This window comes from Streptomyces sp. Y309 (assembly GCF_056712025.1).
On sequence record NZ_CM160048.1, the window covers coordinates 4647405 to 4669484 of the forward strand.

The window sequence follows — 22080 nt, forward strand, 5'->3', positions numbered from 1 at the left end:
GTCAGCAGCCGTCGGGGCGCCTGACCGGCTCAGATGTCGAGGAAGCGGACGTCCTTGGCGTTGCGCTGGATGAACGAGCGGCGCGCCTCGACGTCCTCGCCCATGAGGACCGAGAAGAGGTCGTCGGCCTGGGCGGCGTCGTCGAGGGTGACCAGGCCGAGCACGCGGTGCTCCTGGTCCATGGTCGTGATGCGCAGCTCCTCGGCGTTCATCTCGCCGAGACCCTTGAAGCGCTGGACCGAGTCCTCGCGGATGCGCTTGCCAGCCTGGCGGCCGAGCTCGAGCAGCGCGTCGCGCTCGCGGTCCGAGTACGCGTACTGGAAGTCGTCCTTGGTCCACTTGATCTTGTACAGCGGCGGGCGGGACAGATACACGTGTCCGGCCTCGACGAGCGGCCGCATGAAGCGGAACAGGAACGTCAGCAGCAGGGTGTTGATGTGCTGGCCGTCGACGTCGGCGTCCGCCATCAGGATGATCTTGTGATACCGGAGCTTCTCGATGTCGAAGTCCTCGTGGACTCCGGTGCCGAAGGCCGAGATCAGCGCCTGGATCTCCTGGTTCTGCAGGATCTTGTCGACGCGGGCCTTCTCGACGTTCAGGATCTTGCCTCGGATGGGCAGGATGGCCTGGTACTCCGGGTTCCGGCCGGACTTGGCGGAGCCGCCGGCGGAGTCACCCTCGACGATGAAGATCTCGCACTTCGTCGGGTCGTTCGACTGGCAGTCGGAGAGCTTGCCCGGCAGGGAGGCGGTCTCCAGGAGGCCCTTGCGGCGGGTGAGGTCGCGCGCCTTGCGGGCGGCCACGCGCGCGGTCGCGGCCTGGATGCCCTTGCGGATGATGTCCGCGGCCTCGTTCGGATTGCGGTCGAACCAGTCCGTCAGGTGCTCGTGCACCACCTTCTGGACGAAGGTCTTCGCCTCCGTGTTGCCCAGCTTCGTCTTGGTCTGACCCTCGAACTGCGGCTCGCCGAGCTTGATCGAGATGATCGCGGTCAGACCCTCGCGGATGTCCTCACCCGTGAGGTTGTCGTCCTTCTCGCGGAGCAGCTTCTTGTCGCGTGCGTACCGGTTGACCAGGCCGGTCATCGCGGCGCGGAAGCCCTCTTCGTGGGTGCCGCCCTCGTGCGTGTGGATGGTGTTGGCAAAGGAGTAAACGCCTTCGCTGTACTGAGAGTTCCACTGCATCGCGATCTCGACCGAGAGCATGCGCTCCTTGTCCTCGGCCTCGATGTCGATGACGGTCGGGTGGATGACCTCGCCCTTGCGGGAGTTGAGGTACGTCACGAAGTCGACGATGCCGCCTTCGTAGTGGTACGTGACCGTGCGGACCTCTTCGACGGTGTCGTCGGTGGCCTCGGTGGAGTCGGCGCCCACCGTGGCCTTGGCCGACTCGCGCTCGTCGGTGAGCTTGATCGTCAGGCCCTTGTTGAGGAACGCCATCTCCTGGAAGCGCCGCGACAGCGTCTCGAAGGAGTACTCGGTCGTCTCGAAGATGTCGCCGTCGGCCCAGAAGGTGACGGACGTGCCCGTCTCCTCGGTGGCCTCGTGCCGCTCGAGGGGCGCCGTGGGGGCACCGCCCTTGTAGTCCTGCGTCCAGCGATAGCCGTCGGTCTTGATGTCGACGGAGAGCTTGGTGGAGAGCGCGTTCACCACGGAGACACCCACACCGTGCAGACCGCCGGAGACTGCGTACCCCCCGCCGCCGAACTTGCCGCCCGCGTGCAGCACAGTCAGCACGACCTCGACGGCCGGCTTCTTCTCGACGGGGTGGATGCCCACCGGGATGCCGCGGCCGTTGTCGACGACGCGCACGCCGCCGTCCGCCAGGATCGTCACGTCGATGGTGTCCGCGTGCCCGGCCATGGCCTCGTCGACGGAGTTGTCGACGACTTCCTGCACCAAGTGATGCAGACCACGCTCACCGGTCGAGCCGATGTACATGCCGGGCCGCTTGCGGACCGCGTCCAGACCCTCGAGGACGGTGATGGCGCTGGCGTCGTACAACGAAGTCACCTCACCGGAGGCGTCGGGCGCCTGCGGGGGTACTTCGCCGGGGTCGCCGGCGGCAGTGGACGGGATGTTCTCGTTGGGGTTGCCGGAATCGGCCACGAAGCGCCCTTTCTGGCACAGCACAAGCCAAGCTCCCGGCGCTGGCCGGAGCGGCTGCGGCGTGTTGCGTTGGTAAGCCTGGTTCAGCTCTTGCTCAGCTTCTCCCGTTGCTCCCCACACCTGGGGCGGGATTCGTCTCCAGTCTACCGGTAGCGCCGACAGTGATGGGGGTTTGCCGGTACCTGAGTCCTCATGTGCCGCCCTGAACCGGGCTCAGCCGACTCCCCATATGCGGCCCCGGGGTCCCAGAGGCTCACAGCGGCACTCAGCGCTTCGGGAGGTCAACCGCCAGCTACGGTCCGGATCAGGTCATCCGTAGGTGTCGCCGGGACCCGTGCTACCAGGGGCGCGCAGGGGTCCGAAGCGGCGCGCGGGGCCGCCCGGACCGAGGACCTTGATGATGCGTACGGTGCCGTGGCCCAGGTCCTCGTTGAGGCGCGCGACGAGCTGCGGAGCCATCAGGCGCAGCTGTGTGGCCCAGGCCGTGGAGTCGCACTGCACGGTCAGGATCCGCTCGTTCTCGTCGTACCGCTGCGGCACGCAGTGCTTGGCCAAGTCGTCGCCGACGATCTGCGGCCAGCGGCCCATCACGCCGCCCACGGCGGCCGGGGTCTCCCAGCCGCGCTCGGTGATCAGCCGGTTGATGGCGGAGCCGAGCGGCAGCGGGTCGCGCCCGTCCGCCCGCGCGCCGGAGCGCAGGCCGCCGCGCCGGGCCTGCTTCTTCTGCCTGGTCGCGTCGCCACGCGCGCGTGCCTGCTCTTTCGCGGCGCGCAGGGCGACGCGGGCGAGGTCCACGCCGGAGGGCTCGGGGGGTTTGGGGGACTCGGGGGCGCCGGGGGTGTCCGGGGGCCCGTCGGGGCCGGGGCCGCCTGTACTGCCGGTTCCGGTGCTGCCGGTTCCGGCGGTGCCGGGCAGTTCGCCGTCGCCGCGCGGCCGCGGCCCACCGGCGGTCATACGCGCTCCACCGCGCCCTCGGCCACCGAGTACCGCACGCCCGACAGCACGCTCGGCACGTCGTCGTCCACCGCCGCAGTCACGAGGACCTGCTCGCCCGGGGCCACCAGCTCCGCGAGCCGTTCCCGGCGGCGGGTGTCCAGCTCGGCGAAGACGTCATCGAGGACGAGCACCGGCTCATTGCCCTCCGCGCGGAGCAGGTCGTACGAGGCGAGGCGCAGCGCGAGCGCGAACGACCAGGACTCCCCGTGGCTCGCGTAGCCCTTCGCGGGCAGCTGGCCAAGTTTGAGCAGCAGTTCGTCCCTGTGCGGCCCCACCAGCGTCACGCCCCGCTCGATCTCCTGCTTGCGGGCCTCCCCGAGGGCGGCGAGCAACTGCTCGCACAGCTCCTCGCGCGCGTGGCCGACGATTTCCGGCGCGGACGGCTTGTAGTCGAGCGCGAGGGGGCCGCCGCCGGGGGCGAGCTGCTCGTACGCCTTGTCGGCCAGCGGCTGCAGCGCGGCGATCAGGTCGAGCCGCTGGGCGAGCAGCTCGGCGCCCGCACGGGCGAGGTGCTGGTCCCACACGTCGAGCGTGGACAGGTCCATGGAGCGGCCGCCGTGCCGGCGCGCGAGGGCAGCCGACTTCAGGAGCGTGTTGCGCTGCTTGAGGACGCGGTCGTAGTCGGAGCGCACTCCCGCCATGCGCGGCGAGCGCGCGGTGATCAGCTCGTCGAGGAACCGCCGCCGCTCCCCGGGGTCGCCCTTGACGAGCGCCAGGTCCTCGGGCGCGAACAGGACGGTGCGCACGATGCCGAGTACGTCACGGGGCTTGACCTGCGAGGACCGGTTGATGCGGGCGCGGTTCGCCTTGCCGGGGTTCAGCTCCAGCTCGATGAGCTGCTCGCGCTCGCCCTGGCGGACGGCGGCCCGGATGACGGCGCGGTCGGCGCCCATGCGGACCAGCGGCGCGTCCGAGGAGACCCGGTGGCTGCCGAGGGTGGCGAGATAGCCGACGGCCTCGACGAGGTTGGTCTTGCCCTGCCCGTTCGGGCCCACGAACGCGGTGACGCCCGGGTCGAGCGGGACCTCGACCCGGGCGTACGAGCGGAAGTCGGCCAGCGACAGATGCGTGACGTGCATGGTGTGCGCCGACCTCCCCCGGCCTACTTCAACGTGCTGCCGGTCCCCCGCCGGTCCACACAGGCTGTGGACGAAGGACCGTGCGAGCTGTGGCTCAGTGCTCGCTCTTGGACTCGACCGCGTGGCCGCCGAACTGGTTGCGCAGCGCCGCGATCATCTTCATCTGCGGAGAGTCGTCCTGACGCGAGGCGAACCGCGCGAACAGCGACGCGGTGATCGCGGGCAGCGGCACGGCGTTGTCGATCGCCGCCTCCACCGTCCAGCGGCCCTCTCCGGAGTCCTGGGCGAAGCCGCGCAGCTTGTCCAGGTGCTCGTCGTCGTCGAGGGCGTTGACCGCGAGGTCCAGCAGCCAGGAACGGATGACCGTGCCCTCCTGCCAGGAGCGGAAGACCTCACGGACGTCGGTGACCGAGTCCACGGCCTCCAGGAGCTCCCAGCCCTCGGCATAGGCCTGCATCATCGCGTACTCGATGCCGTTGTGGACCATCTTCGCGAAGTGGCCGGCGCCGACCTTGCCCGCGTGCACCGAGCCGAAGTCGCCCTCCGGCTTGAGCGCGTCGAAGACGGGCTGCACCTTGGCGACGTTCTCCTTGTCGCCGCCGTACATCAGCGCGTAGCCGTTCTGCAGGCCCCAGACGCCGCCGGAGACGCCGCAGTCGACGAAGCCGATGCCCTTGGCCGCGAGCTCCTCGGCGTGCTTCTCGTCGTCCGTCCAGCGCGAGTTGCCGCCGTCCACGACGACGTCACCGGGCTCGAGGAGCTCGCCGAGCTCGTCGATCGTGGACTGCGTCGCGGCTCCGGCCGGCACCATCACCCACACCACGCGCGGGCCCTTGAGCTTGCTCACGAGCTCTTCGAGGCTCTCGACATCCGCGAGGTCCGGGTTGCGGTCGTATCCGATGACGGTGTGGCCTGCGCGGCGGATGCGCTCGCGCATGTTGCCGCCCATCTTGCCGAGACCGACGAGACCGAGCTCCATCAGTGCGTTCCTAACTAGCGATGTGGCGTGAAGGCACGTCGCCGCCGCTCCTCGTCGAGCAGCTCACGTACCCGCGGCACTTTCGTACCCGCGTCCGAGCCTACGCCCGGACGCGGCCACACACCTGTGGGCTCAGCCGCTCAGACGAACGGGCATGATCAGGTACTTGTACGCCTCGTCGGCCTCCGCGTCGAGCGCGGGCTTGCCGCTCAGGAGCGCGGGCTTCGTGGACGTCGTGAACGACAGCTGGGCGACCGGGGAGTCGATCGCGCTGAGGCCGTCGAGCAGGAACGTCGGGTTGAACGCGATCGAGATGTCGTCGCCCTCGAGCTGGGCGTCGACCCTTTCCACAGCCTGTGCGTCGTCGCTGGAGCCGGCCTCCAGGATGAGCACGCCCTGCTCGAAGCTGAGCCGCACCGGGGTGTTCCGCTCGGCGACGAGGGCCACGCGCTTGACGGCCTCCACGAAGGGGGGCGTCTCGATGACGGCGACCGAGTTGAACTCCGTCGGGAACAGCGTGCGGTACTTCGGCAGGTCGCCCTCGAGCAGGCGCGTGGTCGTCCGCCGGCCCGCGCCCTCGAAGCCGATCAGGCCCTCGCCCGCGCCGGAGCCGGAGAGCGCCAGGGTGACCGTGTCGCCGCTCGTGAGCGCCTTGGCGGTGTCCTGGAGGGTCTTGGCGGGCACCAGGGCGACCGCGGAGGCCTCCGGGTCCTCCGGCTTCCACAGGAACTCGCGGACCGCGAAGCGGTAGCGGTCGGTGGACGCCAGGGTGACCTTGTCGCCCTCGATCTCGATGCGCACGCCCGTGAGCACCGGGAGGGTGTCGTCGCGCCCGGCGGCGATCGCCACCTGGTTCGCGGCGGCGGCGAAGACCTCACCGGGGACCGTGCCGGTGGCGGTGGGCATCTGCGGCAGCGCCGGATACTCCTCCACAGGCAGGGTGTGGAGTGTGAATCGCGAGGAGCCGCAGACCACCGTCGCCCGTACACCGTCTGTGGAGATCTCCACCGGGCGGTTGGGCAGGGCGCGGCAGATGTCGGCGAGCAGGCGGCCGGAGACGAGGACCGTGCCCTCCTCGTCCACCTCGGCGTCCACGGAGACGCGGGCCGAGACCTCGTAGTCGAAGCTGGACAGGCTCAGTGCGCCGTCCTCGGCCTTCAGCAGCAGGCCCGCGAGGACGGGCGCTGGCGGCCGAGCCGGGAGGCTGCGTGCCGCCCACGCCACCGCCTCCGCGAGTACGTCGCGTTCCACCCGGATCTTCACTTAGCCGCCCTCCTGCTGTTGCTGGCACTGGGGACCAGTCTGACGCACCGCACTGACAGCTGGTGCCCGTCGGGGTCAAGTCGTGCCGAGAGGTGTCGGCGGGCCGAGCGGCGAGTTGTGCACAGCCCCCTCTTCGAAACGGATTCCCAGGTCTCTCTAGGGGGGAGTAGTAGTAGGGCCTGTGGAAACCGTGGATAACCGCGAATGCGCAGGTCACTGCCCGTTTTTTGTCCACTGACCCTGTGGGCGGAGGCGGTGGACAACCGGGGGATTCTGTGGACGGGCGAAAGTTCTGCACACCCGATGCACAGGGAGAGGGCACTTCTCCCCAGCCCTGTCCCCAGCTTTACCCAGCTTCCCCACAGGCCAACCAAGCAACTTCGTGTGACGCCTTTCACTCGTCCCGGTGAGAGGGCGCGTCGCGTTGCCGAACAGTGGACAGGGCTGGGGAGAACGCGCGAGAAGCTGTGCACAACGGGCCCCTGCCTGTGGGCCACCGGTGGACAACTCCGGAGCGGCCCTGTGGACGCGATCTTCGTCCACAGTCTGTGGAAAGTCGTCGTCCACGAATCCACAACCGGTTGACCTGGCCTGATGAACATTCAGCAGGGTCCCCTGTGGACACGATCTGGACAACTCGCCAGTCCCCAGGGTGTGGAAGGCGTAAAGGCCACAGATCTGTGGAGAACGCACGCACGGTGAGGTGGAATCGAACAGCAGGTGTCGGGGAGGTCGCGTCCACAGGCCGTGGAAGGCGGGTGGGAGGCGCGTGGAAGGCCCACGGAAGGTCGGCAGGAGCCCAGTGGAAGGCCCATGGAAGCCCTGTCGGACGGCTCGCGGACGGCCCATGGAAGCGCCCTGGACAACGCGAAGGGTGAACGCAAAGGGCGCTCCGGAAGCTGTCCGGAGCGCCCTTGAGGCGGCGTAACTCGGCGGCTGTCAGCCGTTCTTGATGCGGTTGGTGAGCTCGGTGACCTGGTTGTAGATGGAGCGGCGCTCGGCCATCAGTGCGCGGATCTTGCGGTCGGCGTGCATCACGGTCGTGTGGTCGCGGCCGCCGAACTGCGCGCCGATCTTCGGCAGGGAGAGGTCGGTCAGCTCGCGGCACAGGTACATCGCGATCTGCCGTGCCGTCACCAGGACCCGGCTGCGCGAGGAGCCGCACAGATCGTCCACCGTGAGCCCGAAGTAGTCGGCGGTCGCGGCCATGATGGCCGTCGCCGTGATCTCCGGGGCCGCGTCCTCGCCGCCGGGGATCAGGTCCTTGAGGACGATCTCCGTGAGGCCGAGGTCCACGGGCTGCCGGTTGAGCGACGCGAACGCCGTGACCCGGATCAGCGCGCCCTCCAGCTCGCGGATGTTGCGCGAGATGCGGGACGCGATGAACTCCAGGACCTCCGGCGGGGCGTTGAGCTGTTCCTGCACCGCCTTCTTACGAAGGATCGCGATACGCGTCTCCAGCTCGGGCGGCTGGACGTCGGTGATCAGGCCCCACTCGAAGCGGTTGCGCAGCCGGTCCTCCAGGGTCACGAGCTGCTTGGGCGGCCGGTCGCTGGACAGCACGATCTGCTTGTTCGCGTTGTGCAGCGTGTTGAAGGTGTGGAAGAACTCCTCCTGCGTCGACTCCTTGTCCGCGAGGAACTGGATGTCGTCGACCAGGAGGATGTCCATCTCGCGGTAGCGCTTGCGGAAGCTGTCGCCCTTGCCGTCGCGGATGGAGTTGATGAACTCGTTCGTGAACTCCTCGGAGCTCACATAACGGACGCGCGTACCGGGATAGAGGCTCCGCGCATAGTGCCCGATGGCGTGCAGCAGATGCGTTTTGCCGAGCCCCGACTCCCCGTAGATGAACAGCGGGTTGTACGCCTTCGCCGGCGCCTCGGCCACGGCGACCGCGGCCGCGTGCGCGAAACGGTTCGACGCGCCGATCACGAAGGTGTCGAAGAGGTACTTCGGATTGAGCCGCGCGGTGGGCTCGCCGGGACCGGTCGCGGGCGCGGGCTGCGCGGCCAGCGGGCCGGGGGCGCCGCTCGACGCGGGCAGCGGGGTGCCGCCGCGGCCCACGGGCCCGCCCGGTCCGCCGTGGCTTCCCTGGCCCCCGGGTCCGGTGCGGCCGCCGGAGCCCGCGCCGCCGGACGACTCGGGCAGCTCGTGCCGGTCCCGGCGGTCGTGCCGCTCGGGGCGCTCGTGCCGGTCGTGACGGTCTTGCCGGTCGTGCTGCTGCCGGTCCGGGAGCTGGTCGTACGGCCCGCGCTCCTGCGGCGGCCCCGAGCGGTAGTCGTGCTGCGACTGCTGGGGCGGGCTCGCGTACGGGTCGCGGTCCGGGAAGCCCAGGCGGGGCTGCTGCCAGCCGTAGTCGTCCTGGGGCTGCTGGGGCCAGGCGCCGGGGCGCTGGTAGTCCGGGTAGGCGGGGCGCGCCGTCGGCAGCTGATCGGGGCGTCCGCCGCGCTCGTCTCCGGGACGGCGGCCATAGCCGTCGTACGTGTCATGCCCCTGACCGGAGGAGGGCTGCTCGGGCTCCTCGTAGCGCGGCGGGTGGTCCTCGTACCGTGAGGACTGGTCCTCGTACCGGGACTGCTGCTCGTCGTAGTCGGAGTACCGCGACTGCTGCTGGACCGGGGGCGCGGGCGGGGTCGGGGGCTCGCCCACCGAGTCGTCGACCGTGATCGCGATCCGGATCGGGCGGCCGCACTCCCGGCTCAGCGTCTCGCTGACGACGGGGGCGAGACGGCCCTCCAGAACGCCCTTGGCGAACTCGTTCGGCACGGCGAGGAGCGCGGTGTCGGCGACGAGCGCCAGCGGCTGGCACCGTTTGATCCAGTGCTCGTCCTTCGCCTCGACGCCCTGCCCTCGCCCCTCTCCCAGAAGTTGCTCCAGAACCCGTGGCCACACTGCGGCAAGATCGGCAGGTACGTCAGCCACAGGGCACGCTCTCTCATGGGTCCCACGAAGGTGTGGTTCTTGGGACGGGTAGTGACGGAAATCGGGAGGGGCGGGGGGAAGGGAATGAACCGGAGTTCAGCCACGGTAGTCAGGGCGACGGGTGCGGTTCAAGTTGTTGTCCACAGGCTGTGCACAGTGTCTCTCGATGGCCGCTGGTTTGACCGGATGGCGTAGCCCCGCGTACCGTAACCAGGTCGAGTTGTCGATGGCTGCTGCCGCCTGCCTCCGATGGGCAAAGATCACGATCTGTGATTGTGAAGCGGTGCACTCGGTGCGTATACGCGAGCTTCTCGTGGGCGCACGGTGACAGCCAGGCGATGCTCCGCCACCACACACATCATTTCTGGAGCCCCCGAGTGAGCAAGCGCACCTTCCAGCCGAACAACCGTCGTCGCGCGAAGACCCACGGCTTCCGGCTGCGGATGCGCACCCGTGCCGGCCGCGCCGTCCTGGCGTCCCGCCGCAGCAAGGGTCGCGCCCGCCTGTCCGCCTAAGCGCGATTAGGTCATGACGTCGTGCTGCCTACCGAGCATCGGCTGAGGCGGCGCGAAGACTTCGCGACCGCGGTACGTCGGGGACGCCGGGCTGGACGCCCGCTACTCGTCGTCCATCTACGCAGCGGTGCAACGGACCCGCACGTGCCAGGGGAGAGCCTTCCCCCGACACGTGCGGGTTTCGTCGTGAGCAAGGCCGTGGGTGGAGCCGTGGTCCGCAACACGGTCAAGCGCAGACTCCGCCACCTCATGCGCGACCGACTGGCCCTGTTGCCCCCCGGTAGCCTGGTAGTCGTACGAGCGTTGCCCGGCGCGGGCGACGCCGACCATGCACAGCTGGCCCGAGACCTGGACGCCGCCCTGGAGCGGCTGCTGGGAGGGGGCGCGCGATGAAGTACCCGCTGCTGGCGCTGATCAAGCTGTACCAGTGGACGATCAGTCCACTCCTCGGCCCAGTCTGCAAGTACTACCCGTCGTGCTCCCACTACGGCTATCTGTCCATCGATCGGCACGGTGCGATCAAGGGCACGGCGCTCACTGCCTGGCGCATCCTGCGGTGCAATCCGTGGTCGCTCGGTGGTGTCGATCATGTGCCGCCACGCAAGCGCCCACGGTGGCACGAGATGCTGCGCGCCGCCTGGCGCGAACGCAAGGGCGGGCCCTCCGCCGCTGGCGCGCCGACCGGAGACCTCCCCCCGGCTCCCACGAGCCCGGCCGCCGAGACCCCGTCCCATGCTCAAGGAGCCTGATTAGTGGACACGATTGCCGGTTTCTTCAGCTTCATCACGACACCCGTCTCCTGGGTCATCGTGCAGTTCCACAAGCTGTACGGTGCGCTCTTCGGCCCTGATACGGGCTGGGCCTGGGGCCTGTCGATCGTGTCTCTGGTGATCCTGATCCGCATCTGCCTGATCCCGCTCTTCGTGAAGCAGATCAAGGCGACCCGGGCCATGCAGACGCTGCAGCCCGAGATGAAGAAGATCCAGGAGCGCTACAAGAGCGACAAGCAGCGCCAGTCCGAAGAGATGATGAAGCTGTACAAGGAGACGGGCACCAACCCGCTCTCCTCGTGCCTTCCCATCCTGGCGCAGTCGCCGTTCTTCTTCGCGCTGTACCACGTGCTCAACGGCATCGCGTCCAACAAGAAGGTCGGCGTCATCGACCAGCAGCTGCTCGACAGCGCTCGTGACGCCCACATTTTCGGTGCCCCGCTCGCGGTGAAGTTCACGGACAGCGCCGACAAGGTCGCCTCGCTGGGCGCCACGCTGACGGACGTGCGCGTCGTGACCGCGCTCATGATCATCCTCATGTCGGCGTCGCAGTTCTTCACGCAGCGCCAGCTGATGACGAAGAACGTCGACACGACCGTGAAGACGCCGTTCATGCAGCAGCAGAAGATGCTGATGTACGTCTTCCCCGTCATGTTCGCCGTCTTCGGCATCAACTTCCCCGTCGGTGTCCTCGTCTACTGGCTGACCACCAACGTGTGGACCATGGGCCAGCAGATGTACGTGATCCGGCAGAACCCGACCCCCGGCTCCAAGGCCCAGGCCGCGTTCCTGGAGCGCCTGCTGAAGCACGCCACGCACGCCCAGAAGACCCGCAACCGCCGCGAGACCAACGTGGTCAAGGCCATCGTCGCCAAGGGCCGCGACCGCAACGAGTACGAGCGCAAGTTCATCAACGGCCTGCACAAGGCCGGCCTCGCGGCCCAGGCCGACGGCACGATCGTGGTCAGCGAGACCGCGGCCACCACCACCGAGGACGGCGAACCGGCCGCCGGTGGCGCGCCCAAGCGGCAGCAGCCCAAGCGGCAGAGCAAGTCCAAGCGCCAGTCCGGCTCCGCCACGGCGCCCGCCAAGACGGACGCCGACGCGAAGACGTCGCTGACCAAGTCCGAGGACGGTCCCGCGGACAAGTCCCCGGGCAAGGCCGAGCCCAAGGGCGCCGCGAAGAAGGACACCGAGAACAAGGGCAAGTCCGGAGCCTCCGGCGGCCAGCCCGGCCAGGGCACCCGCAGCAAAGCCAAGTCCGGACGCAAGGGCCAGCAGCGGCCCAAGCACCCGTCGAAGAAGTAGAAGGAGTCCATCCCGTGACGGAAGGCACCACCACCTCTGCCGCTGCTGAGGCCGGCGACACCCTGACCCGCCTCGAGCAGGAGGGCGAGATCGCGGCGGACTACCTCGAGGGTCTGCTGGACATCGCCGACCTCGACGGCGACATCGACATGGACGTCGAGGCCGACCGCGCCGCGGTGTCGATCATCAGCGACGCGGGCAGCCGCGATCTGCAGAAGCTGGTCGGCCGCGACGGCGAGGTCCTGGAGGCGCTCCAGGAGCTCACCCGCCTCGCGGTGCACCGCGAAACCGGCGACCGCAGCCGCCTGATGCTGGACATCGGGGGCTACCGCGCGAAGAAGCGTGAGGAGCTGTCCGAGCTCGGCGCCAAGGCCGCGGCCGACGCGAAGAGCTCCGGCGAGCCGGTCAAGCTCAAGCCGATGACGCCCTTCGAGCGCAAGGTCGTGCATGATGCGGTGAAGGCCGCCGGCTTGCGCAGCGAGTCCGAGGGCGAGGAGCCGCAGCGCTTCGTCGTGGTACTCCCCGCCTGATCACACGCGTTTTCCCGGCCCCGTCTGTTCGCAGACGGGGCCGGTCTTTGTCAGCCTGATAGTCAGCGACCCAGTGCGGTACGGAAGGACGGTCCCCGTGACGGAGGCAGCGGAGCTCCCCCCGGCGCCGGAGCAGGCGCGGACAGTGTTCGGTGAGCGGTTCCCGGATGCTGTCCGGTACGCGGAGCTGCTGGCCGAGACGGGAGTGCAGCGCGGCCTGATCGGCCCCCGTGAGGTGCCCCGCCTGTGGGAGCGGCACCTGCTGAACTGCGCGGTGCTGTCCGAGGTGGTGCCCGAGGGCGTGACGGTGTGCGACGTCGGCTCCGGCGCCGGACTGCCCGGCATCCCGCTCGCCCTCGTCCGCGACGACCTGAAGATCACGCTCCTCGAGCCGCTGCTGCGGCGTACGAACTTCCTGACCGAGGTCGTCGAGCTGCTCGGGCTCGACCATGTCACGGTCGTCCGTGGCCGCGCCGAGGAAGTCCTGGGCAAGCTGCCGCCCGTCCATGTCGTGACGGCACGGGCCGTGGCCCCGCTGGACCGGCTCGCGGGCTGGGGCGTGCCGCTCCTGCGTCCGTACGGAGAGATGCTGGCCCTCAAGGGCGACACCGCCGAGGAAGAGGTCAAGGCGGCGCGAGCGGCCCTGAACAAGCTCGGCGCGGAGTCCGTCTCCGTCGTGCACGTGGGCGAGGGCGTGGTGGACCCCCTGTCCACCGTGGTGCGGGTCGAGGTCGGCGAGAGCCCGGGCGGCGTGCGGTTCGCGGCCAAGCGAGCCAAGGCCGCCCGCACGGGACGGACTCGACGCCGTCGCTGATCGGCGCAGAAGGGTCGAGTTGACCCGTCGCTGATCCGTCCTGACGACGAGCCGTACTCCACAAAAGCTGTCAAACGTACGCATACCGGGGTGTCGCACCAGCGGCACCCCGGTCGCCGTGCATCGTGTTTCACGTGAAACGTCGCTCACTGCTGCATGGCATCATCAGTCGCGGCCGCGCTGCGGAACCTCGCGAACGTCGGCCGCTCGGCTCCCTCGACAAGGGCACGGAGTTGTCCACAGAGGGGGATTCGTCCACAGAAGACCGGGCCTCGCTGGTTCACGACCCCGAAAGCATGGGAGGCTCTGTTCATTGCGAGCCTGAAGTCGAGGAGAGTGAATCCTTGCGGTCCGACGCCAACATCGCGGGACCGATGACCGATCCGGTCCCCGGTCCCCGTACCGAGTCGGCGGGGGAGGATGTTTCACGTGAAACACCGAGCCCGATGGACGACACCCCCATCGGTCGCGCCGCCCAGTTGGCGGTGGAAGCCCTTGGCCGTGCCGGCGAAGGGCTGCCGCGACCGGAACAGACCCGAGTCATGGTGGTCGCCAACCAGAAGGGCGGAGTGGGCAAGACGACGACAACCGTCAACCTTGCCGCCTCGCTCGCTCTGCACGGCGCGCGCGTCCTGGTGGTCGATCTCGATCCGCAGGGCAACGCCTCCACGGCCCTCGGCATCGACCATCACGCCGAAGTCCCTTCCATCTACGACGTGTTGGTCGAGAGCAAGCCTCTCTCCGAGGTCGTCCAGCCGGTCCCGGATGTCGAAGGCCTCTTCTGCGCCCCGGCGACCATCGACCTCGCCGGCGCGGAGATCGAGCTGGTCTCCCTGGTGGCGCGGGAGAGCCGGCTGCAGCGGGCGATCCAAGCGTATGAACAGCCTTTGGACTACATCCTCATCGACTGCCCGCCGTCGCTGGGGCTGCTGACGGTCAACGCCCTGGTGGCCGGTGCGGAGGTACTGATCCCGATCCAGTGCGAGTACTACGCACTGGAGGGCCTCGGGCAGCTCCTGCGCAACGTCGACCTGGTCCGGGGACACCTCAACCCGCTCCTGCACGTGTCGACCATCCTGCTCACCATGTACGACGGCCGGACAAGGCTGGCGTCACAGGTGGCGGACGAGGTGCGCAACCACTTCGGCGACGAGGTGCTGCGCACGAGCATCCCGCGCTCGGTGCGCATCTCGGAGGCGCCGAGCTACGGCCAGACCGTGCTGACCTATGATCCGGGCTCCAGCGGTGCCCTGTCGTACTTCGAGGCGGCACGGGAGATTGCGCTCCGCGGTGTCGGCGTGCGCTACGACGTGCAGCACGCCCACGTGGGCAACCAGAACGAACAGCAGAACCTGACGGAGGGGATCCAGTGAGCGAGCGACGGAGAGGGCTGGGCCGTGGGCTCGGCGCTCTGATCCCTGCGGCTCCTACGGAGAAGTCGGCTGCCCAGGCCGCGGGCGGAGCCTCCACCTCGCCCTCGTCCGTGCCGCTGCTCACCGCGGAGCGGGGCGTGGCGGCCGCAAAGGTGGCCTCGCTTCCGCAGAGCCCCGTTTCACATGAAACGGAGGAGCCGGTAAACGGCGTCGCCGTGGAGGGACCGACGAGTCCGGCCGGCGCGCACTTCGCGGAGCTCCCCCTCGACTCCATCACGCCCAACCCGCGTCAGCCGCGCGAGGTGTTCGACGAGGACGCCCTCGCGGAGCTGGTGACCTCCATCAAGGAGGTCGGTCTCCTCCAGCCCGTCGTCGTACGGCAGTTGGGGCCCGCGCGCTACGAGCTCATCATGGGCGAGCGGCGCTGGCGTGCCTGCCGTGAGGCCGGCCTGGAGCGCATCCCGGCGATCGTGCGGGCCACGGAGGACGACAAGCTCCTCCTGGACGCGCTCCTGGAGAACCTGCACCGCGCCCAGCTGAACCCGCTGGAAGAAGCCGCGGCGTACGACCAGTTGCTCAAGGACTTCAACTGCACGCACGACCAGTTGGCTGACCGCATCGGGCGTTCGCGTCCCCAGGTCTCCAACACGCTGCGGCTGCTGAAGCTCTCGGCGACGGTGCAGAGGAGGGTCGCCGCCGGTGTCCTCTCCGCGGGCCACGCCCGTGCGCTGCTGTCCGTGGAGGACGCGGAGGAGCAGGACCGGCTCGCCCACCGCATCGTGGCCGAGGGCCTCTCGGTGCGTGCCGTGGAGGAGATCGTGACCCTCATGGGTTCACGGCCGCAGAGCAAGCCGAAGGCCAAGGGCCCCCGCGCCGGCACGATCGTCTCCCCGGCGCTGACCGGTCTCGCCACGCGTCTCTCCGACCGGTTCGAGACCCGAGTGCGGGTCGACCTGGGCCAGAAGAAGGGCAAGATCGTCGTCGACTTCGCCTCGCTGGAGGACCTGGAGCGCATCCTCGCCACGCTGGCCCCGGAGGAAGGCCCCGTCCTCAGGAACGGGCTCGCCGAAGCGGAGGCCGAGGCCGAGGGTGGCACGACGGAGGATGAGCGGGACTGAGGCCCGAGTTCTACGGGAGCGACCTCCCGAGTTCTACGGGACTGAACCCCGGAGCTCTGCGGGGCTGATTCCCGCGAGAGCCCCAGTGAGAGCAGGCCGTGTCCGGTGTATGCCGGAACACGGCCTGCTCTTTCCTTTCTTACGGTATCGATGCAATCGCATCGTGGATACGATGCGATCAGGTACGGCGCATCCACCTGACAGCACCTCTTAGGGGAGGCGGGGGCCATGCGATCGGTGAGCCGCACAGGACTGGTGACCGCGGGGCTCGGCCTCGGAGCGGTCGGCGGGTTCGTCGGCAGCCTGCTCAGGGAACGGAGCGCACTGACAGCCGCCCGTGGCGCCGCGGGCGAAGAAAGTGAGGAACCGCCTTCATGGGGCGACGGCTCGTACCGCTCACGCTGGACAACCTTCCGGACCTTCCCAAGCGTTGCCGCACGTGTGTCTTCTGGGAGCTGGACCCGGTCAGCGGCCAAGCCGCGGTAAAGGCCGGCACCCCGGAGCTGGAGAAGGAAGCGTGGATCTCCGCGGTCCTGCTGGAGTGGGGATCCTGCGGACGCGTGGTCTACGTCGACGATGTGCCGGTGGGCTTCGTTCTCTACGCCCCGCCCGCGTACGTACCGCGCTCCACCGCCTTCCCCACCAGTCCCGTCTCACCGGACGCCGTCCAGCTCATGACCGCCTGGATCATGCCGGGCTATCAGGGGCAGGGCCTGGGCCGCGTCATCGTGCAGACCGTCGCGAAGGACCTGCTGCGCCGAGGCTTCAAGGCCATCGAGGCGTTCGGCGATGCCCGCTGGGAGCAGCCCGCCTGCGTCCTGCCGGCCGACCATCTGCTGGCGGTGGGATTCAAGACGGTCCGCCCGCACCCCGCCTATCCCCGGCTGCGGCTGGAGCTGCGGACGACGCTCTCCTGGAAGGAGGACGTCGAGCTGGCCCTCGACCGGCTCCTGGGCGCGGTCCAGAAGGAACCGGCGCTGCGACCGCTGTAATCAGGCGCGGTAGCCACCGCTGAGAGCGCCGCGGAGAATGCTCCGGACAAGCGCGCGGGGAAGCTCCGGACAAGCGAATGGGCCAACCCCACGGGGTTGGCCCATTCGTGTTTCACGTGAAACATCGCTCGCCGCCACAGCGGCGTGCGTCGACTACTCGGTGATGAAGTCCGCGAGGTCGCGCTCGAGGGCGGCCTTCGGCTTGGCACCGACGATGGTCTTGGCGACCTCACCGTTCTGGTACACGTTCAGCGTCGGGATCGACATGACGCCGTACTTGGCGGCAGTGGTGGGGTTCTGGTCGATGTTGAGCTTGACGATCTGGATCTTGTCACCGTGCTCGGCGGCGATGGCCTCGAGGGACGGCGCGATCTGGCGGCACGGGCCGCACCATTCGGCCCAGAAGTCGACCAGTACGGGCTTGTCGCTCTTGAGGACGTCCTGCTCGAAGGAGTCGTCAGTAACGTGCTTCACGGTTCCGGCCACGAGGGGCTCCTAACTTGGTGGTGCGGTGAGGCTGGTGGGGTCGGTGGTTCAGACGGCGGCGGCAGCGGCAGCGGTCTCGCTGTCCACGGCGGCCGAGAGGAAACGCTCGGCGTCGAGAGCGGCGGAGCAGCCCGTGCCCGCCGCCGTGATCGCCTGGCGGTACGTGTGGTCGACGACGTCACCGGCAGCGAAGACGCCCGGCACGTTCGTGCGCGTCGACGGCGCGTCGACCTTCAGGTAGCCCTCGTCGTCCAGCACCAACTGGCCCTTGAAGAGCTCGGTGCGCGGGTCGTGGCCGATCGCGATGAACAGGCCCGTCACCGGCAGCTCCGAGGTCTCACCCGTCTTGATGTTGCGCAGGGTGAGGCCGGAGAGCTTCTGGTCGCCATGGATCTCGGCGACCTCGCTGTCCCAGATGAACTTGATCTTCGGGTCGGCGAAGGCGCGCTCCTGCATGGCCTTGGAGGCGCGCAGGCTGTCGCGACGGTGGACCACGGTCACGGACTTGGCGAACCGGGAGAGGAAGGTGGCCTCCTCCATCGCCGTGTCACCGCCGCCGATCACCGCGATGTCCTGGTCCTTGAAGAAGAATCCGTCGCACGTCGCGCACCAGGAGACGCCGCGTCCGGAGAGGGCGTCTTCCCGCGGCAGGCCCAGCTTGCGGTGCTGCGAGCCCGTCGTGACGATGACCGTCTTCGCGCGGTGCACCGTGCCCGCCGTGTCCGTGACCGTCTTGATCTCGCCGGTGAGGTCGACGGCGACCACGTCGTCGGGGACGAGCTCGGCGCCGAAGCGCTCGGCCTGGGCGCGCATGTTGTCCATGAGATCGGGACCCATGATGCCGTCGCGGAAGCCCGGGAAGTTCTCCACATCGGTGGTGTTCATCAGCGCGCCGCCCGCGGTGACGGCTCCCTCGAACACCAGGGGCTTCAGCGAGGCGCGCGCGGTGTAGAGCGCCGCCGTGTAGCCGGCGGGCCCGGAGCCGATGATGATCACGTTACGGACGTCGGTCACGGCTTGATTCCTCGTCTCTGGGGACTGCTGCGTACTGCCGGTGGGTGCCTGTCTCAGGACTCTCACCCCACCCAACGGATCCTACGGGGCGAGCATTCCCAACGTGTCCGAGCACACGGAAGCAGGGCGTGCCCAGGTGCGGGAGACGAGGGGGCTCGAGAGGGCTCAGGACCTCATGGCCGGACGTAGGACTCGGTGAGAAGCACCTTGCCGGTGGCGTCGGGCGCCGCGGAGGCGTGCACGCACGCGGCGTCCACGATGTACGCGGAGACCTTCGCGCTGTCGGAGTCGTGCGGCACGACCACCAGGTAAGCGGTCTTCCCCTCGTAGGTGCCCTTGTCGGCGGCCAGCGGTGTACGACCGCCGAGGCCCTTCTCGACGCAGGCGGGCACCTCGACGTAGTTCTCGCGCATCTTGGAGTTCTTCGAGGGTCCTTCCTCCGGGCTGGACCGCACGTCGTAGGACGGCTGTGAGGCCCCACCGTCCGTTCCGGCGGCCGCTTGCTCCCCGGCGAGAAGGTCGGAGACCTGGGTTCCGAGTTTGCCCTTGGAGAACGTGTCCTTCTCCGCTGACGCGGAGTTAGGCTCCTTCGAGTCATTGCTCCACGGCTGGATGAGCAACGTGCCCAGGCCGAAGGCGGCCGCGGTGAAGACGGCGCCGAGTACGGCCGTACGCCGACGGCTGCCGCGCAGTCGGCTGCTGCGGCCAGGGCCGGTGGCCGCTCGCGGGTGTCCGGCGGGGCCACGGGTGTCGGGGCCGTGTGTGGCCGCTGCTGGTGAGGCCCCCGTCGCGGAGGTCGCGGAGGTCGCAGGGGTCGGCTTGGTCGATCCCGGGGTCGATGTTTCACGTGAAACATGCGCGGCGGGGTCGGTCACGGTTTCACGGCTGGAGGCAGCAGTGGCGTTGGCTGCGTCATCGGCTGCGGATTCACTTGCGGCTGTGACGAGGTCTGAGGATTCGGCCTCGGCGACTGCGGCCGTGGCGTCGAGCAGCGCCTCGGCCGCCAGGGCCGCGTCGATGCGCTCCGCGACATCGGTGGGCATCCGCGGCGGCCCCGGCAGCGTGCCGAGCATGCCGCGGATCTCTTCGAGGGACTCATAGACGTCGGTACAGAGAGGGCAGTCGTCCAGGTGCCGGCGCACATCGAGCGTGCGGGACGGGGAGAGCAGGCCCTCGGTGAGGTCGGAGATCTCGGCGACGTCCGGGTGCCCAGCCGAGTCTGTCGTCGTGGTCACGCTCGCCCACCTCCGCCCTTCACTGCCGCTGAGTCGCTGGGTCCCGCATCCGGAGGAGGCCCCGCGTCCTGTGGTTCCGCTGCCGGTGGGACGGTTGTCCCCTGCGTCCGGTTCCGTCCCGGAGCAGAGTTTCTGGTGTCGTCCCCGCCACTTCCACTGCCGCCGCCGCCCTCGCGTCGGGGCGGCGCCTCCGTCCGCAGGTGCGTCAGGAGGGGCAGGAGTCTGGCTCTGCCGCGCGCGCAGCGGCTCTTCACCGTCCCGGTCGGGATGTCGAGCACGCGGGCCGCCTCGGCCACGGGATAGCCCTGCATGTCCACCAGGACGAGGCAGGCCCGCTGGTCGGGCGGCAGGGTGCCGAGCGCCGCCAGGAGCTCCCGGTGCAGATCCCCGCGCTCGACGGGCGCCGCGGCGGACTCGTGCGGCTCGAGGAGCTGCTCCAGGCGTTCGGTGTCGTCGACGGGAGAGGTCTTCCGGGACGCGACCTTGCGCGCCCGGTCGAGGCAGGCGTTCACGGTGATGCGGTGCAGCCAGGTCGTCACGGCGGACTGGCCGCGGAAAGTGTGGGCGGCGCGGTAGGCGGACACGAGGGCGTCCTGGACGGCGTCCGCCGCCTCCTCGCGGTCCCCCAGCGTGCGCAGCGCCACCGCCCACAGCCGGTCGCGGTGGCGGCGGACGATCTCACCGAAGGCGTCCTTGTCGCCGTCGACATGGCGGGCCAGAAGGTCCTGATCGCTCAGCTCACCGAGCTCGGTGCTGTCCACCGTGGAACCCCCTCCCCTCGCCCCTCAGCGTCCGCCGGACCGGTCAGCCCTTGAACTTCACGTCCGTGATGCCCTGCTTGTAGCCCGCGCTGTAGTAGCCGTCCGTGCCGGACTCCGGCACGTGTGTCATCCAGAGAAGCACGTACTGCGTCTTGACCGGCTTGCCGGCCTTGATCTTCAAGCTGGCGCTCGTGGTCGTGGCGTCACCGATCTTCTTCATCGAGTCGACCGGTCCGGACGGCGACATCGAGTCGGCGGCGTACAGCGCGACCGTCGTGTCGGCGCCCGGGTACCTGAGGCCTATCGACGCGACCGAGACGTTCTTCGCGGAGCCGAGGTCGTAGACGATGCCGACGCCTTGGCGGTACGGGGCCAGTCGCGGCCCGTCCACGTACGACCTGGTGCGCCAGAGCGTGGAGGTGTCGCCGTCGTACGTCTTCGGGACGTTCTCCGGGTCCTGCGCCTTCCCGCCGATCAGGGACTCCTGGGCACCCTGGATGGCGATCGGCTTCGGCGGCTTCGGCTGGTTCTTGTCGTCGCCGTCCGTCGTCTTCGACGTACCCGAGTCACCATTCTTGTTCTGGTCCATCAGCGCGTCCGCGAGCTGCCAGCTGCCCAGACCGAGCGCGGCGATGAGGAGCGCGGAGACCGCCCATTTGAGGGCCCTGCCGGTGCGGCTCTGCAGCGGGGGCGGCGGCGCCGGGACGGGCTGCGTGGCCCCGGGGGGCTGCGAGCCGCGGCCGTAGTTGCCCTGCTGGTAGGTCGTGCGCTGGTACTCCGGCGGCGCCGTGAAGGCGGGCTCCGGCGGGCGGATGCGGGGCAGCTCGGCGATGGCCTTCACCAGGTCGTCCGGCGTGGTGCACGCGGGCTCCTGGCGGGACGCCGTGGCGCCGTCGTTGACGAGCGCGCGCATGGCGAGCTCGGACAGGCCGCGGTGCACGCCGGCCCGGACCTGGTCCGGCGGGAGCAGGCCGACGCCCTTGGGCAGCCCGGACAGGCCGTAGGCGTCGTTGTCGTACGGCCAGCGCTTGGTCAGCGAGGCGTACAGGAGGGCGCCGATCGCTTCGGTGTCGGCGCGCTGCGGGGTCTCGGAGCTGATGCCGCGCAGCGCGGCGTTCACGGCGAGGCCGCGGATGCGGTACTGGCCCGACGAGGTGCGCAGGACGGCGCTCGGGGTGAGCCGCAGATGCGCGAGGCCCTCGCGGTGGGCGGCGGCCATGGCCTGACTGACCTGGCTGACGAGCTGGTAGGCGTCGTGGGCCTCGAGCGGCCCCGCCGCGAGCAGCGCGGTCAGCTCCGTGGCGTCCGGAAGCCACTCGTGCACGACGTAGACGAGGTCGTTCTCCTCGACCGCGTCCAGGACCTGGACGAAGCGGGGGTCGCCGAGCAGCGCCGCGGAGCGGGCCGCGGCGAGCACCGAGCGGGCACGGGGGTGGTCGGCGGGCAGCAGGTGCACACCCACTGCCCGGCGGAGTTTCTCGTCCACCGCACGCCAGCTACTGAAACCGTCCAGACGGGTGACGCACTCCTCGAGGCGATAGCGTCTGGCGAGTTTGTGGCCGCTGTGCAGTTCCGGGGGCGTCGTCGCCCCGGGCGGACTGGTGGGCTCATTCGTCTTGGCTGTGCCGTCGTCCGCCGTGTCCCGCTCCCGGGTCTGGGCCACCCCGTCGGCCGTGGACTGCTCCGCCTGCGCGGTCAGCGGCTTGTCGCCGCTGTTGTCTGCCACGTCGACGGCAGCCGTGCTCCGTTCCGCCACCGTCGTTCCTGCCTCCCCATCCGTTGCGCTTCGTCAGACGCCAAAGCCAATTGTGCCCACA

Annotated in this window: 20 protein-coding genes; 9 read left to right on the plus strand and 11 right to left on the minus strand. The window is 69.4% G+C overall.

The window, feature by feature from the left end; genetic code table 11:
* Positions 1-29: 29 nt before the first annotated feature.
* The 6 genes from gyrB to dnaA form a co-directional block, all read right to left on the minus strand.
* Positions 30-2132, minus strand: coding sequence for a DNA topoisomerase (ATP-hydrolyzing) subunit B (gene gyrB, locus AC0KTA_RS18685; RefSeq protein ID WP_481056252.1), 2103 nt, complete (start codon positions 2130-2132; stop codon positions 30-32).
* Between the two features lie 285 nt (positions 2133-2417).
* A complete protein-coding gene (locus AC0KTA_RS18690; RefSeq protein ID WP_481056253.1) occupies positions 2418-3062 on the minus strand; it encodes a DciA family protein in 645 nt (214 codons plus the stop codon).
* On the minus strand, positions 3059-4183 hold the full coding sequence (recF, locus tag AC0KTA_RS18695) for a DNA replication/repair protein RecF (RefSeq protein WP_481056254.1): 1125 nt from the start codon (positions 4181-4183) through the stop codon (positions 3059-3061). Before recF ends, AC0KTA_RS18690 begins: the two co-directional genes overlap by 4 nt.
* Before the next feature lie 94 nt (positions 4184-4277).
* Positions 4278-5162, minus strand: a complete 885-nt coding sequence (gene gnd / locus AC0KTA_RS18700) for a phosphogluconate dehydrogenase (NAD(+)-dependent, decarboxylating) (RefSeq protein ID WP_481056255.1) — start codon at positions 5160-5162, stop codon at positions 4278-4280.
* Between the two features lie 132 nt (positions 5163-5294).
* A complete protein-coding gene (dnaN, locus tag AC0KTA_RS18705; protein WP_481056256.1) occupies positions 5295-6425 on the minus strand; it encodes a DNA polymerase III subunit beta in 1131 nt (376 codons plus the stop codon).
* Positions 6426-7364: 939 nt separating this feature from the next.
* Complete coding sequence (gene dnaA / locus AC0KTA_RS18710) at positions 7365-9347, minus strand: chromosomal replication initiator protein DnaA (protein ID WP_481056257.1); 1983 nt, start codon at positions 9345-9347, stop codon at positions 7365-7367.
* A 377-nt stretch (positions 9348-9724) separates the two neighbouring features.
* Between dnaA and rpmH the strand changes: the two genes are divergently transcribed.
* The 9 genes from rpmH to AC0KTA_RS18755 all read left to right on the plus strand — a co-directional run bounded on the left by rpmH (position 9725) and on the right by AC0KTA_RS18755 (position 16767).
* Complete coding sequence (gene rpmH / locus AC0KTA_RS18715) at positions 9725-9862, plus strand: 50S ribosomal protein L34 (RefSeq protein ID WP_016644655.1); 138 nt, start codon at positions 9725-9727, stop codon at positions 9860-9862.
* 21 nt (positions 9863-9883) lie between these two features.
* Complete coding sequence (rnpA, locus tag AC0KTA_RS18720; protein ID WP_481056258.1) at positions 9884-10255, plus strand: ribonuclease P protein component; 372 nt, start codon at positions 9884-9886, stop codon at positions 10253-10255.
* Positions 10252-10611, plus strand: coding sequence for a membrane protein insertion efficiency factor YidD (gene yidD / locus AC0KTA_RS18725; protein WP_189731188.1), 360 nt, complete (start codon positions 10252-10254; stop codon positions 10609-10611). The genes rnpA and yidD overlap by 4 nt, the downstream gene beginning before the upstream one ends.
* Before the next feature lie 3 nt (positions 10612-10614).
* Complete coding sequence (yidC, locus tag AC0KTA_RS18730; protein WP_481056259.1) at positions 10615-11940, plus strand: membrane protein insertase YidC; 1326 nt, start codon at positions 10615-10617, stop codon at positions 11938-11940.
* A 14-nt stretch (positions 11941-11954) separates the two neighbouring features.
* Positions 11955-12470 carry a Jag family protein gene (locus tag AC0KTA_RS18735; protein WP_189731184.1) on the plus strand — a complete coding sequence of 172 codons (516 nt, stop codon included), beginning with the start codon at positions 11955-11957 and terminating at the stop codon, positions 12468-12470.
* A 97-nt stretch (positions 12471-12567) separates the two neighbouring features.
* Complete coding sequence (rsmG, locus tag AC0KTA_RS18740; RefSeq protein ID WP_481056260.1) at positions 12568-13284, plus strand: 16S rRNA (guanine(527)-N(7))-methyltransferase RsmG; 717 nt, start codon at positions 12568-12570, stop codon at positions 13282-13284.
* Between the two features lie 296 nt (positions 13285-13580).
* Positions 13581-14657: a ParA family protein gene (locus tag AC0KTA_RS18745; RefSeq protein WP_481056471.1), complete on the plus strand. Its 1077-nt coding sequence runs from the start codon at positions 13581-13583 to the stop codon at positions 14655-14657.
* The gene (locus tag AC0KTA_RS18750) at positions 14654-15775 is read left to right on the plus strand and encodes a ParB/RepB/Spo0J family partition protein (RefSeq protein ID WP_481056261.1); all 1122 of its coding nucleotides are present in this window, start codon (positions 14654-14656) and stop codon (positions 15773-15775) included. Before AC0KTA_RS18745 ends, AC0KTA_RS18750 begins: the two co-directional genes overlap by 4 nt.
* Positions 15776-16149: 374 nt before the next feature.
* Entirely contained in the window at positions 16150-16767 is a 618-nt protein-coding gene (locus AC0KTA_RS18755) for a GNAT family N-acetyltransferase (RefSeq protein ID WP_481056262.1), read from the plus strand.
* A 153-nt stretch (positions 16768-16920) separates the two neighbouring features.
* Here the strand turns inward: AC0KTA_RS18755 and trxA are convergent, their stop codons facing one another.
* From trxA to AC0KTA_RS18780, 5 genes are all read right to left on the minus strand, one after another.
* Positions 16921-17253 (minus strand): thioredoxin, encoded by a 333-nt coding sequence (trxA, locus tag AC0KTA_RS18760; RefSeq protein ID WP_481056263.1) that lies wholly within the window; start codon positions 17251-17253, stop codon positions 16921-16923.
* Between the two features lie 48 nt (positions 17254-17301).
* Positions 17302-18267 (minus strand): thioredoxin-disulfide reductase, encoded by a 966-nt coding sequence (gene trxB, locus AC0KTA_RS18765; protein ID WP_481056264.1) that lies wholly within the window; start codon positions 18265-18267, stop codon positions 17302-17304.
* Between the two features lie 173 nt (positions 18268-18440).
* A complete protein-coding gene (locus AC0KTA_RS18770) occupies positions 18441-19502 on the minus strand; it encodes an anti-sigma factor family protein (protein WP_481056265.1) in 1062 nt (353 codons plus the stop codon).
* Positions 19499-20263, minus strand: coding sequence for an RNA polymerase sigma factor SigM (gene sigM / locus AC0KTA_RS18775; RefSeq protein ID WP_481056266.1), 765 nt, complete (start codon positions 20261-20263; stop codon positions 19499-19501). Before sigM ends, AC0KTA_RS18770 begins: the two co-directional genes overlap by 4 nt.
* Positions 20264-20306: 43 nt before the next feature.
* Positions 20307-22019 (minus strand): protein kinase family protein, encoded by a 1713-nt coding sequence (locus AC0KTA_RS18780; RefSeq protein WP_481056267.1) that lies wholly within the window; start codon positions 22017-22019, stop codon positions 20307-20309.
* Positions 22020-22080 lie beyond the last annotated feature (61 nt).